Raw genomic sequence first — 13056 nt, 5'->3', positions numbered from 1 at the left:
ACCATGGGTACAATTTTTGAAGATGATAGCTTAGGGCTTCACACAGATCTTTACCAAATCAATATGGCTTTCACTTATTGGCAGGACGGCATTCATGAAAATAAGGCTGTTTTTGATCTCTTTTTTCGCAAGCTGCCTTTTGGAAATGGATATGGAATTTTTGCAGGTTTAGAGAGAGTGATTGAATACCTGCAAGGTTTTTCATTTACAACAAGTGATATTCAATTTTTACGTGAAACATTGAACTATCCAGAGGATTTTCTTGCGTATTTAAGTGAATTGCGTTTTACAGGTACAGTTAACTGTATGGAAGAAGGAGAATTGGTTTTCGGTAATGTGCCGATTTTAAGGGTGGAGGCATCACTAGCAGAAGCACAATTGATTGAAACAGCCCTGTTAAACATTGTTAACTATCAAACATTGATCGCTACAAAAGCGGCAAGAATTAAAGAGGTTGTTGGTGATGAAGTTGCCATGGAATATGGTTCACGCCGCGCCCAAGAACTTGATGCTGCGATTTGGGGCACTAGAGCAGCTTTTATTGGCGGATTTCAGGCTACATCAAATGTAAGGGCCGGAAAGAAATTCGGAATACCAGTAGCTGGTACGCATGCCCATGCCCTAGTTCAAGCATATGGAGATGAATATAAGGCTTTTCATAAATATGCAGAAAGCCATACAGATTGTGTATTTCTAGTCGACACTTATAACACCCTCCGTTCAGGAGTGCCTAATGCAATTAAAGTGGCAAAAGAGCTTGGAGATAAGATCCGATTTAAAGGAATTCGGCTTGATAGCGGTGACTTAGCGTATCTGTCAAAGGAAGCACGCAAAATGCTTGATGATGCTGGGTTCACTGATACAAAAATCATTGCTTCTAATGATCTTGATGAGTATACCATTATGAACTTAAAGGCCCAAGGTGCTAAAATTGATATATGGGGAATCGGGACGAAGCTAATTACTGGCTATGACCAGCCAGCACTGGGAGCGGTATATAAACTAGTCAGTATTGAAAGAGACGGAGAAATGACCGATACCATTAAAATTAGTGCGAATCCTGAAAAAGTATCAACACCAGGACTTAAAAAAGTTTACCGTATAATCAATAAGGCAAATGATAAATCAGAAGGCGATTATATTGCCCTAGATTATGAAGATCCTCAGCAGGAGGAACGGTTAAAAATGTTCCATCCAGTCCACACGTATATTAGTAAATTTGTGACAAATTTTGAGGCAAAAGAACTTCATGTGCAAGTTTTCAGTAATGGCGAACTGACTTATCAAAAGCCGGAGATTGATAAAATTCAGCAAAAAGTAAAAGCAAATCTCAGCCTGCTTTGGGATGAATATCGCCGAGCATTAAATCCTGAAGAGTACCCTGTTGATTTAAGTCCTGCTTGCTGGGAAAACAAAATGAATCATATTGCCACTATTAAAGAGAAAGTTAAACAAAATGAAAAATAGAGAGGATGCTGTAAAATGAGCTTGCAGTCTGAAATTATTTCCGCATTAAATGTAAAATCAGAAATTGACCCAAAAGAAGAGATAACAAATCGTATTCAGTTTCTAAAGGATTACCTGAAAAAAACAAACGCAAAAGGCTATGTGCTGGGCATTAGCGGTGGACAGGATTCTTCATTAGCTGGACGCCTTGCTCAATTAGCTGTAGAGGAATTGCGCTCAGAAGGATATGATGCAACATTTGCAGCAATCAGACTGCCTTATGGTACACAACTGGATGAAGATGATGCACAGCGTGCCTTGGATTTTATTAAGGCAGATCAAGAATTTTCATTTAATATTAAAACAGCCGTGGATGCAGTTAAAGAAACCTATGACACGTCTGTAGCCGGAGATGAACTCAAGGATTATCATAAAGGAAATGTAAAGGCAAGAATGAGAATGATCGCACAATATGTTTTTGGCGGACAAAAAAACCTGCTTGTCATTGGAACAGATCATGCTGCAGAAGCGGTAACTGGGTTCTTTACTAAATATGGTGATGGCGGTGCGGACGTTCTGCCATTAACAGGTTTATCCAAACGGCAAGGAAAACAGCTGCTTCAAGAGCTTGGGGCAGAAGAGAGAATTTATTTAAAGGTTCCAACAGCAGATTTACTTGATCAAAAGCCCGGCCAGGCAGATGAAACAGAGCTTGGAATTTCTTATGATCAGCTGGACGACTATTTGGAAGGCAAAACAGTTCCAGCAGATGTTGCTGAAAAAATTGAAAAACGCTATGTGATGACAGAACATAAGCGACAAGTGCCAGCATCTATGTTTGATACGTGGTGGAAGTAAATTCTGTGACATATTATTTAATGTAATTGCAAAACCCAAACGATTTGGAGAGAGTCTTTAATTCCATCAAATCGTTTGGGTTTTTTTGTCCTTTTTTCTATGATTGCTTATCATCTCCTTTTTAAAAAGTACTTTAAAAAAGTCCTATTTTTGATTGGTGAATCTAAACTCCTAATGAAATAGGTTTAAGACAAAGAATTCAGGTTAAAGTGAAATATCTGTAACTTTTCATCAAATATTACGTCAAATGTAGAAAGATAGATAGATATTGAAATCATTTTGTAACATTTTTGAAATATTTTTAAATAAATTATCAACTTTTACGTTTTTTGCATCGTCTAATAAGTAAACAAATGAAAGCAACAAAAAGGAGTGAATGATTTTGAAGAAAAAATGGATTTATACTTTAGTAGCGGCTTTGTTCTTTTCTGCTGCAGGAGCTTTTTATTATGAAGGCAGACCAGATGATGCTTCTGCAAACGAAGAGCAAGTAAATGAGGAGATTAAAAGTGACAGTCAGGATGCTGTACCTGAAACTGAAGAGGAAGAAACTGAATCTAATAATGAGTTAAATAGGGAAGATCCTAGTGAAACAGAAGAAACAGTAAAAGAAGAAGTTGATCATCAATCTGAAACCGAGCCAGCTAATGATGAAAAGCAAGAAGGAAAGACGGAAGACAAAAATGAGGATCCTGAGACAATTGTATCTCCAGAAGGAGATACCTATCATTTAATTGAAGATAAAACAAAATATAGTAATCTTGCAGATTTAATCGATGCTGCTGCAAACATTGATGCATCCTTGTATGGTATTAAAAATTCTGATGTATTTACACTGATTAAGAATGGCGAGCCAATCGGTGGGTTTTCAACCGGCAGTTTGTCTATTGATCCGGAGTATAAAAGCTTTGCCATTCAAAAACACAGTTTTTATAAGGACAAAGGGTTGGAAGATAATATTAATCTAGCTATTCGTACAGGTGCCAGCATTACTGTTAACTTTGATGAATATACAGGTTATCATATTGAATATAAAAACGGCAGACTAATTATTAATCATTAATTATGTTGATGTTTTCTGTACAATGGACAGTAAATGAAATATACACTAATCACTCATACATGTATGAAAAAAGCATTCCTGATCAAGAGGAATGCTTTTTCGTATTATTGTGATGTTAATAGCTGATAAGCCCACTCAGCTACTTCTTCGCTTGGTGGTTCAATATCCTTTAAAGGGTAGTCTAATCCAAGTGCTTCCCATTTATAAACACCAAGTTTATGATAAGGCAATACTTCTACCTTTTTAACGTTATTTAAAGTGCTAATAAAGCGGCCTAAATTGAGCAAATCTTCTTCAGAATCTGATATTGTTGGAACAAGTACATGCCGAACCCAAACAGGGATCTGTTGCTCTGATAAAAATTTGGCAAATGACAAAATATGCTCGTTCGTTAATCCAGTTAATTTCTTATGTTTGTCTTTATCAATATGCTTAAGATCAAGCAATATTAAATCTGTGTATTTCAGTACTTCTTTTAATTGATTCTGGAAATGAGGGGAGGTGGAATAGCATCCTCCTGAAGAGTCAATAGTAGTATGGATACCAAGCTTTTTGCATTCCTTGAATAATTCGATTAAAAAGGGCAGCTGCAATAAAGGTTCTCCGCCGCTGACTGTAATACCTCCGCCTGATGATTCAATGAAAGGAAGGTATGTCTTTAAATCAGCAATGATTTCGGAAACAGACATTTGTTTACCTGTGCCAATCTCCCAAGTATCTGCGTTATGACAGAATTGGCAGCGCAGAAGGCACCCCTGCGTAAAAATGACATATCGAATGCCTGGTCCATCAACTGTTCCAAAGGTTTCTATAGAATGTATATTTCCGTTCATTGTGATCTTCCTTTCATGATTCAAGAGTATAGAAGGGGAGAAATCAGGCGAAGCTGATTTCTCATTGTAAGAAGGTCGAGCGCTTCCGCTTTTCTGTTTGTCCAGCTGCAGGCGCTAGGGACTCGAGGTCTTAAGCCAATCTGTCCTGAAGGTTAAAGAACAACCTTCTAGCCATCTTGTCTTAAGCTTGTCGTCCCTAGGCGAGCGCCTTCCGCATTTCATGTTGTCTAGCTGCAGCGCCTAGCCCCTCGAGGTCATAAGTCAATCCAGTCAAAAGGTCAAAGAACGACCTTCCGTCTGTCTTGCCTTATGCTTGTCGGGGCTGAGCAAGGCGCTTTCGCTTTTCTTGTTACATTGTTTCGTGGAAGGTTCTGTTGATTACGTCTAGTTGCTGTTCTTTTGTTAGTTTAATAAAGTTTACTGCGTATCCTGAGACACGAATGGTTAGCTGCGGGTATTCTTCAGGGTGTTCCATAGCGTCTAAAAGTGTTTCTCTGTTAAATACGTTAACATTTAAATGGTGGCCTTCTTTAATGGAATACCCATCAAGGATGGAAACAAGGTTGCTTTTTCTTGACTCATCATCTTTACCAAGAGCTTTAGGGACGATTGAGAAGGTATTAGAAATACCATCCTGTGCGTAATCGTAAGGGAGCTTTGCTACAGATGATAAGGAAGCAAGTGTTCCTTTACGGTCACGGCCATGCATTGGGTTTGCACCAGGTGCAAATGGTTCACCAGCACGGCGGCCATCAGGTGTGTTGCCAGTTTTCTTACCATAAACGACGTTAGAAGTAATGGTTAAGATTGACATTGTATGCAATGAATTGCGGTATGTCTGGTGTTTGCGAAGCTTTGTCATGAAAGTTTCTACAATATCAACCGCGATGCTGTCTACACGATCATCGTTGTTTCCGTATTGTGGATATTCACCTTCTGTTTCAAAATCAACAGCCACTCCATTTTCATCACGGATTACTTTAACTTTTGCATGTTTAATGGCACTTAATGAATCAGCTACAACACTCAATCCAGCGATACCTGTTGCCATCGTGCGAAGAATTTCTGTATCATGTAATGCCATTTCAATTCGCTCATAGCTGTATTTGTCATGCATGTAGTGAATTACATTTAAAGTGTTGATATATAATCCTGCGAGCCACTCCATAACATTATCAAACTTTTGCATTACTTCTTCATAATCAAGTACATCAGAAGTAATCGGAGAGAAGGTAGGAGCTACCTGGATTTTCAGTTTTTCATCTACGCCGCCGTTAATCGCATATAATAATGCTTTTGCAAGATTGGCGCGTGCTCCGAAGAATTGCATTTGTTTGCCGATTTCCATTGCAGATACACAGCAGGCAATTCCATAATCATCACCATACTCTGGTCGCATGATGTCATCATTTTCGTATTGGATAGAACTCGTATCAATTGACATCATCGCACAATATTTCTTAAATCCTTCAGGAAGATCTTTGGACCATAGAACCGTTAAATTTGGCTCTGGTGCTGGTCCAAGGTTCTTTAATGTATGAAGGAAACGAAATGAGTTTTTTGTTACAAGCGGACGGCCGTCAATTGCCATACCGCCGATTGATTCAGTCACCCAAGTAGGGTCTCCGCTGAATAGGTCGTTATAATCAGGTGTACGTGCAAATTTTACTAAACGAAGCTTCATGATGAAATGATCAACAATTTCTTGTGCTTCAACTTCAGTAAGGGTACCATTCTCGATATCTCTTTCTATATAAATATCAAGGAATGTAGATACACGTCCAAGGCTCATTGCCGCACCATTTTGTTCTTTAATGGCAGCAAGGTAACCAAAGTATAGCCATTGGAATGCTTCTGCCGCATTGTTTGCAGGTTCTGAAATGTCAAAGCCATAGCTTGCAGCAAGTTGTTTTAATTCATTGAGAGCCCGCACTTGCTCTGAAAGCTCCTCGCGAAGACGAATTGTTTCTTCAGACATTACGCTGCTTAAATTTTTGATATCTTCTTTCTTAGCTTGAATTAAGCGGTTAACTCCATATAAAGCTACGCGTCTATAGTCACCAATGATTCTGCCGCGGCCATAAGCATCTGGAAGTCCGGTAATAATTGCCGCTTTTCTAGCTAATTTCATTTCATCTGAATAAGCATCAAATACACCTTGGTTGTGTGTTTTACGGAATTCTGTAAAGATTTTTTCCATTTCTTTGCTTGCTTCAAATCCATATGATTCACAAGCTTGCACAGCCATGCGTACACCGCCAAATGGCTGCAGGGAACGTTTGAAAGGTTTATCAGTTTGTACACCAACTACCTTTTCTAAATCCTTGTTTAAATAGCCAGGTCCATGTGAAGTAATCGTTGAAACAATTTCAGTATCCATGTCAAGGACACCGCCATTTTCTCTCTCCTGCTTTGTAAGATCCATAACTTGTTCCCATAATTGGTCAGTTCCATCAGTTGAACCGACTAAGAATGACTCATCTCCATCATAAGGCTTAAAATTCTGAAGAATAAAATCGCGGACATTTACTTCTTTATTCCATTTGCCGTCAGTAAAACCATTCCATTGTTTCATTATCAAGTCACCTCTGTAAAAATGATTTTAAATATCTTATAACAGTTGATACAACTTAACTACAATTTGAGTATAACAGATTTATTGTGAAAACAATCACAATAATTATGAACGTATTGTGAACACTTGGTAAATATAGATTTGTTATTTATTTAACACTATGAACGTAGTGATAAATAAATAACTGTATTATATTAATAGGTCATAAAACATGAACTGTTATATATAGTAATCTATGGGGGACTTTAATGAATTTAGGCAACTTCGGCAACATTTACCGCTATTTAATTAGCAAGTTATCTGTTTTAATTAAGACTATGAAAAAACTACTTCTAACTTTCATGTTGTCTGTTACTCTAGTCTTTGGAATTTATACCTCAGCATCTGCAGCGTCTGTACACAGTGTTCAGACAGGAGACACGATGTGGAAAATTGCGTTAAAATATCAGGTTGGAGTTTCTGAGATTATAAGTGCAAATCCATCTGTTTCAAATCCTAATATGATATATCCTGGTCAAAAGCTTAATATACCATCTTTATCAGCTTCTACATTAACGATTGAAGAAGAAGTTTTAAAGCTGGTAAATCAAGAAAGAGCCAAATATGGTTTAAAACCATTAACATCAAATTGGGAGCTTGCAAGAGTTGCTAGATACAAATCTCAAGATATGATTAATAAGAATTACTTTGACCATAATTCACCAACGTATGGTACACCATTTCAAATGATTAAAAACTTTGGAATCACGTATAAAACAGCTGGTGAAAATATAGCTGCAGGTCAAACTTCAGCCCAAGCAGTTGTGACTGCGTGGATGAATAGTGAAGGGCACCGTAAAAATATTCTTTCTTCAAGCTACACGCAAATGGGTGTTGGTTACGTAAAAGGCGGATCATATGGCCATTACTGGACACAGATGTTTATTTCAAAATAAAAAGATTAGTATTTATCCATTAAAAAGGATGTCCAATCTAAATTGAGGACATCCTTTTTTGCATATTAAATAGTTGGAAATGAGCAGCTGAGAATGATTATGCGAAGCAGGTAATTGATGTGAAAATGTATGTGGAATCAAACTAAGCCGTTTTCTTTCTGGTTTTGTCTTAATAAGGTAACTTGATAAAATATTACAATCTGTCAATTTTTTAATCTACCACGATATATGCAATCATCGTACCATGATTTTCATGGTGGGAATGAACATTACAAATGAGCTTATATGTTCCTTCTTTTGCAAAATTTAATGGTACTACGGTTTCCTCTCCTTTTTTAACAACACCTTTTATGTCTGTACCTTCAATGTAAAATGGATGCTCACTTCCATTAACACCTAAAATTTTCAAATTTACATTTTCGCCTTTTTCAACAAATATGGTACCGGGATCCCAGCGGTAAACTTCCATCTCTTTTCCATCAGCAGTGTTTGTTGTAAATTCGCCTGTTACCATGTGAATGTCTCTGACATTCTCACCTGCAGCAGGACTGAATGCAGTAACATTTTCAGATCTTGTGTAAATAACTGCTGCTGCACTTGCAACTACAGTTAACACAGCCAAAAACAAGATAATTGTTCTCTTTTTTAATACAAAAAATGTCATTCCTTATTCTCCCCCTCAAATAGTTTGTCCATTATAAAGGTATGCGAAATAGACAGGCAAACTTGTCTATTTTCATGTTTTTTTTTAGAAAATCTAGAAAACATTTTTTTAACATGAACATAGTGATTTCCATGTAGACAAAAAGAGGGAAAAGTGTAAAAATTTAAATATAACTTATGGTTAAATACCAGTTCCTTTAATTTTGATGTTTTTCTAAAGAAATGGGGGAGAGGCATGGAATTTTTTATTGTTATTTTTATAATGATCTTCTTAGCTGTGATCCTTACAGCAACAAACAGACCTAAAAAACGAATTGGGACTTTAAAGAAAACACCAGTACCAGATGATTTAGGCCTGCAAATAACAGCTGCAATGCCAATTGAAGAAAAACTTGAGCAGTCACTGCCATTTTCGTATGAAGACAATGTGCTTAACAGAGTATTAAGAGAGTTTCCAAAAACGTCTTCTCTTCAGGTTGACTGGGCAATTTATGAGCTGAAAAGGTATTTTGTCATGAATGCCATTCTAAAATCTGTTCCAATGTTCAGTGCAAAGGCTGATGAGGTCTGGCATGAAATGCTGATGTTTACAAGAGAGTATCAGCAATTTTGCAATTCGTTCTTTGGAGGATATTTACACCATGCGCCAAACTTAAATACTGCTCCAATTCCTGGAGAACGTGCATTTTTTGATTGGGTCTATTTAAGTTTATTTAACGTAGAAGAAAACAGTAAGATCATTTGGGGAGCATTTCTTAAACATCCAATGAAAAAAGAAATTCTTAGTGATTTTCGCAATAAGGATGAAGAAGCGTTGCTTGAAAAATATTTTAATACAGGCAAAGAATACATGGATGTAAAAATGTATCTAATTCACAAGATGAAAGATGAAATGAATGAAGCGAATCGTTTAATGAACAATGGAGATTTATTGACCCTTGAAAAAGGGACGGACAAATCTCAAGTATATATGTATGCTTCGAGTGCGATTATCTTTTATTCTCTATACGAACCTGATCTTTTTGAAGATCATATGCATGAATACATGCCGAAAGAAATGACGAAGGATCACTATGCAGGAGGAGGATCATCCTGCTCCGGGTTTGGGTGCAGCAGTTCATCAGATTCAGATAGCGGTGGAGGTTCAAGCTGTTCGAGCTGCGGCGGCGGAGGGTGCAGCAGTTAATAAGCGATAACACTGACCAGATGCCAATATTAAAATTCCTGTCATTAGACAGGTTTTTTTAATTGTAATCAAATAAAATATGCGGAGGTATCTCTTTTATGGTAAGAATCTAAGTAAAAAGAATTAGATACAGAGACTTCAAATAGGACATTAAACTTACTAATTCTCATTTTTTTCAAAAAAAGGAAGAAACATTTCATTTTATTAACAATTTAATTTCATTTATAAATCACAGACAATATTTTGGTACAATCTATAAAGGTTAAAGGCTAAGTATTGGATGTGTTTATTTGTGAAGAAACTAATATTATTTGTTCTAATATCTTTAATTATGATTCCTTTTTCAACTTACACTTACGCTGAAAATGAAATTTCTGAAGAAAAAAAAGAAGGGCATCCTGAAATCGTCAGCGAAGCCGCTATTTTAATGGATTCAGATACAGGTGCAATCCTCTATGAGAAAAATGCACAGGAAAAAATGGCTCCTGCGAGCTTAACGAAAATAGCTACTGCGATCTACGCACTCGAAAAAGGAGATTTATCAGATATTGTGACTGTTAGTGAGGCTGCAAGAAATGTTGTTGGTACTCGTGTTTATTTAGAAGAAGGAGAGCAGGTTTCTCTTTTGAAACTGCTTCAGGGAATGCTAATTAACTCGGGAAATGATGCAGCATGGACAATTGCTGAATACACTGACGGAAATATCGATCAATTTTCAAAACATTTAAATGAATTCTTAGAAGAAAAAATAGGAGTGAAAAACACTCATTTTACTAACCCACATGGTTTATACAGCGATGATCATTATACAACTGCAGAAGATTTAGCTTTAATTACGAATTATGCAATGCAAAATGAAACCTTTCGAGCCATTTTTGGTGAAACAGAATTGAAGTGGCTGGGAGAATCGTGGGATACTACTTTATATACGCACCATTTAATGCTACTAGGTCAGTATCCATACGAATGGGTGACAGGCGGAAAAACTGGATTTGTAAATGAATCAAAGCAAACGCTGGCTACAACTGCCTCTAACGGGTCATTAAATTTAACCGCTATTGCCCTAAAAGCCGATTTCAAGCGTGATATCTATCAAGACACAATAAAGATTTTTGATTATGGATTTAATACCTATGTCCATGAACGTATCGATAAAAATGAAGTCTATCAGGATAAAGAAAATGTCTATACAACAAATGGACAAACAATTGAAGTTACCGTTCCATCCAACAATGAGTATAGGGAAGAGTTATCAGATAATGGAGAGCTGCAATTTTTTAATGAGGATCGTACGTATGTGCAGTCCATTCAGCTTCACCGTAAACCTTCAGAAGAGAATATATCACAGCATTTAAAAAGTGCAGCGCCTCCTCTAGCTGAAGAAAAAAGCGAGGATAATAAAAACTGGGTTGTGAATGCATTTTTAGCTGCTGGAATTCTTGTAATGATTATAGTCGGCGTCCGTAAATTAAAAAGACTTTAGGAACTATAGTCTGGCGAGAATTGCTTTTATGAGCAATTCTCTTTTTTTATTTTTTGAAGCAGGATGCCAGAATTTCTTTTGAAGAATAAAAAAGAGCCATAGAAGAACTATAAGAATGGAGGTGTTAGAAATGGGAAAGCGAAAGAAGGATCCATCAAAGACCGGATTAAGTGCTCCTGAAGTAAAAGGGCAGGGCACGACACAGTCGGAATCAGGCATTAGTTCATCATCAGCCCGTCATAAAACAAAAAAGCATTGATAAAAAAAGGAGTCAGCCTATTTGCTGACTCCTTCGGTATTATTTATACATTCCAGCTACCTTTTTCTGCAAATCATGATCTTCAAGATATTCATCGTAAGTCATTTGCTTGTCGATAATTCCAGAAGGAGTTAATTCAATAATACGATTAGCAATGGTCTGAATAAATTGATGGTCATGCGAAGCAAAGATCATTGATCCCTTAAAATTAATTAACCCATTATTTAATGCAGTAATGGATTCTAAGTCAAGGTGGTTTGTCGGCTCATCAAGCATCAGGACATTAGAGCCGCTAAGCATCATTTTTGAGAGCATACAACGAACTTTTTCTCCTCCGGAAAGAACATTTGCGTTTTTCAAAACTTCTTCCCCAGAAAAGAGCATTCTGCCTAAGAAACCGCGCAGGAAGCTTTCGCTTTGATCGTTAGGCGAAAATTGACGCAGCCAATCAACAAGATTCACATCACTATTTTCAAAATACTTCGAGTTATCGCCAGGAAAATAAGATTGTGATGTAGTAACACCCCACTTGAAAGTACCTTCATCAGGCTCGATTTCTCCTGCAAGGATTTTAAAGAGGGTTGTTTTTGCTAATTCGTTTGTGCCGACTAAGGCAATTTTATCGTCTTTATTCATAATAAAGCTAATGTTATCAAGTACTTTGACACCATCAATCGTTTTGCTGATTCCATCAACACGAAGAAGGTCGTTCCCGATTTCACGGTCAGGTGTGAAACCTACAAAAGGATAACGGCGGGATGATGGTCTAATATCATCTAATGTAATTTTATCTAACAGCTTCTTACGGGAAGTAGCTTGTTTCGATTTTGAAGCATTAGCGCTGAAACGAGCAATAAAGTTTTGCAGTTCTTTTATTTTTTCTTCCTTCTTTTTGTTTGCATCAGAAGCCATTCTCTGTGCAAGCTGGCTAGATTCGTACCAGAAATCATAGTTCCCTACATAGATTTGAATTTTTCCGAAATCTAAATCGGCAATATGCGTACAAACTTTATTTAAGAAGTGACGGTCATGAGAGACAACGATAACAGTATTCTCAAAATTAATTAAGAACTCTTCAAGCCATTGTATCGCCTTAATATCCAAATGGTTTGTCGGCTCATCAAGAAGTAGTACATCTGGTTTACCAAATAGAGCTTGAGCAAGAAGAACTTTCACCTTTTCAGAACCAGAGAGATCAGCCATTGTTTTCGTATGAAGATCTTCTTCAATACCTAATCCTTTTAGCAAAATAGCTGCTTCAGACTCTGCTTCCCATCCATTAAGTTCAGCGAATTCACCTTCAAGTTCAGCTGCTTTCATACCATCCTCGTCTGTAAAGTCAGCTTTCATGTAAATTGCGTCCTTCTCTTGCATAACTTCATATAAGCGAGCATGACCCATAATAACGGTTTTTAAAACTTCGTGTTCTTCGTATTCAAAATGGTTTTGCTTCAAAACTGCCAGACGTTCGCCTGGTCCCAATGAAACCTGACCAGTTTGGGATTCAATCTCACCAGAAACAATTTTTAAAAAGGTAGATTTTCCCGCACCATTTGCTCCGATCAAACCGTAGCAGTTCCCAGGTGTAAATTTAATATTAACGTCTTCAAAAAGCTTACGATCTCCATAACGAAGACTGACATTGCTAACACTTAACATTTATTTAAATTCCTCCAAATGTACATAATCTCTAGAATTATAACATTTACAGTGCAGATTATAAAGGAATTAACGAAAACGCAGAGAATTAGTTAA

At 37.0% G+C, this 13056-nt stretch carries 11 protein-coding genes; 7 read left to right on the top strand and 4 right to left on the bottom strand.

Features of this window, described 5'->3' with window-relative positions; all coding sequences use genetic code 11:
- The first annotated feature begins 3 nt into the window (after positions 1–3).
- The 3 genes from J1899_RS12365 to J1899_RS12355 all read left to right on the top strand — a co-directional run bounded on the left by J1899_RS12365 (position 4) and on the right by J1899_RS12355 (position 3367).
- Entirely contained in the window at positions 4–1467 is a 1464-nt protein-coding gene (locus tag J1899_RS12365; RefSeq protein WP_066445153.1) for a nicotinate phosphoribosyltransferase, read from the top strand.
- Between the two features lie 15 nt (positions 1468–1482).
- Positions 1483–2304, top strand: coding sequence for an NAD(+) synthase (gene nadE, locus J1899_RS12360; RefSeq protein ID WP_214474035.1), 822 nt, complete (start codon positions 1483–1485; stop codon positions 2302–2304).
- A 382-nt stretch (positions 2305–2686) separates the two neighbouring features.
- A complete protein-coding gene (locus J1899_RS12355; RefSeq protein WP_214474032.1) occupies positions 2687–3367 on the top strand; it encodes a hypothetical protein in 681 nt (226 codons plus the stop codon).
- A gap of 104 nt (positions 3368–3471) precedes the next feature.
- Here J1899_RS12355 and pflA read toward each other — a convergent pair whose 3' ends face one another.
- Positions 3472–4200: a pyruvate formate-lyase-activating protein gene (gene pflA / locus J1899_RS12350; protein WP_066445162.1), complete on the bottom strand. Its 729-nt coding sequence runs from the start codon at positions 4198–4200 to the stop codon at positions 3472–3474.
- 349 nt (positions 4201–4549) lie between these two features.
- Positions 4550–6775, bottom strand: a complete 2226-nt coding sequence (gene pflB, locus J1899_RS12345) for a formate C-acetyltransferase (RefSeq protein WP_214474030.1) — start codon at positions 6773–6775, stop codon at positions 4550–4552.
- A gap of 317 nt (positions 6776–7092) precedes the next feature.
- Here pflB and safA point away from each other — a divergent pair, with 317 nt between their 5' ends.
- Positions 7093–7710, top strand: a complete 618-nt coding sequence (gene safA / locus J1899_RS12340; RefSeq protein WP_214478827.1) for a SafA/ExsA family spore coat assembly protein — start codon at positions 7093–7095, stop codon at positions 7708–7710.
- Positions 7711–7921: 211 nt separating this feature from the next.
- Here safA and J1899_RS12335 read toward each other — a convergent pair whose 3' ends face one another.
- Positions 7922–8374 carry a cupredoxin domain-containing protein gene (locus J1899_RS12335; protein ID WP_214474028.1) on the bottom strand — a complete coding sequence of 151 codons (453 nt, stop codon included), beginning with the start codon at positions 8372–8374 and terminating at the stop codon, positions 7922–7924.
- A 234-nt stretch (positions 8375–8608) separates the two neighbouring features.
- Between J1899_RS12335 and J1899_RS12330 the strand changes: the two genes are divergently transcribed.
- The 3 genes from J1899_RS12330 (at position 8609) to J1899_RS12320 (ending at position 11301) form a co-directional block, all read left to right on the top strand.
- Complete coding sequence (locus tag J1899_RS12330; RefSeq protein ID WP_214474027.1) at positions 8609–9559, top strand: glycine-rich domain-containing protein; 951 nt, start codon at positions 8609–8611, stop codon at positions 9557–9559.
- Between the two features lie 292 nt (positions 9560–9851).
- The gene (locus J1899_RS12325) at positions 9852–11042 is read left to right on the top strand and encodes a D-alanyl-D-alanine carboxypeptidase family protein (protein ID WP_066445173.1); all 1191 of its coding nucleotides are present in this window, start codon (positions 9852–9854) and stop codon (positions 11040–11042) included.
- Between the two features lie 130 nt (positions 11043–11172).
- Entirely contained in the window at positions 11173–11301 is a 129-nt protein-coding gene (locus tag J1899_RS12320; protein ID WP_214474026.1) for a YuzL family protein, read from the top strand.
- 39 nt (positions 11302–11340) lie between these two features.
- On the opposite strand, the gene J1899_RS12315 is transcribed toward J1899_RS12320, so the two are convergent.
- On the bottom strand, positions 11341–12960 hold the full coding sequence (locus J1899_RS12315; RefSeq protein WP_214474025.1) for an ABC-F family ATP-binding cassette domain-containing protein: 1620 nt from the start codon (positions 12958–12960) through the stop codon (positions 11341–11343).
- Positions 12961–13056: the final 96 nt, after the last annotated feature.

The sequence above is a fragment of the Cytobacillus gottheilii genome, from assembly GCF_018582665.1.
Lineage (GTDB): Bacteria > Bacillota > Bacilli > Bacillales > Cytobacillaceae > Cytobacillus > Cytobacillus gottheilii.
This window is presented reverse-complemented; position numbering and strand designations above follow the sequence as displayed.

Excerpts from the sequence above, each read along its gene's own strand:
- J1899_RS12330 (WP_214474027.1), top strand. The coding sequence starts at position 8,609 with ATGGAATTTTTTATTGTTATTTTTATAATGATCTTCTTAGCTGTGATC.
- pflB (WP_214474030.1), bottom strand. The coding sequence starts at position 6,775 with ATGAAACAATGGAATGGTTTTACTGACGGCAAATGGAATAAAGAAGTA.
- J1899_RS12315 (WP_214474025.1), bottom strand. The coding sequence starts at position 12,960 with ATGTTAAGTGTTAGCAATGTCAGTCTTCGTTATGGAGATCGTAAGCTT.
- J1899_RS12335 (WP_214474028.1), bottom strand. The coding sequence starts at position 8,374 with ATGACATTTTTTGTATTAAAAAAGAGAACAATTATCTTGTTTTTGGCT.
- safA (WP_214478827.1), top strand. The coding sequence starts at position 7,093 with ATGAAAAAACTACTTCTAACTTTCATGTTGTCTGTTACTCTAGTCTTT.
- J1899_RS12320 (WP_214474026.1), top strand. The coding sequence starts at position 11,173 with ATGGGAAAGCGAAAGAAGGATCCATCAAAGACCGGATTAAGTGCTCCT.
- J1899_RS12365 (WP_066445153.1), top strand. The coding sequence starts at position 4 with ATGGGTACAATTTTTGAAGATGATAGCTTAGGGCTTCACACAGATCTT.
- nadE (WP_214474035.1), top strand. The coding sequence starts at position 1,483 with ATGAGCTTGCAGTCTGAAATTATTTCCGCATTAAATGTAAAATCAGAA.
- pflA (WP_066445162.1), bottom strand. The coding sequence starts at position 4,200 with ATGAACGGAAATATACATTCTATAGAAACCTTTGGAACAGTTGATGGA.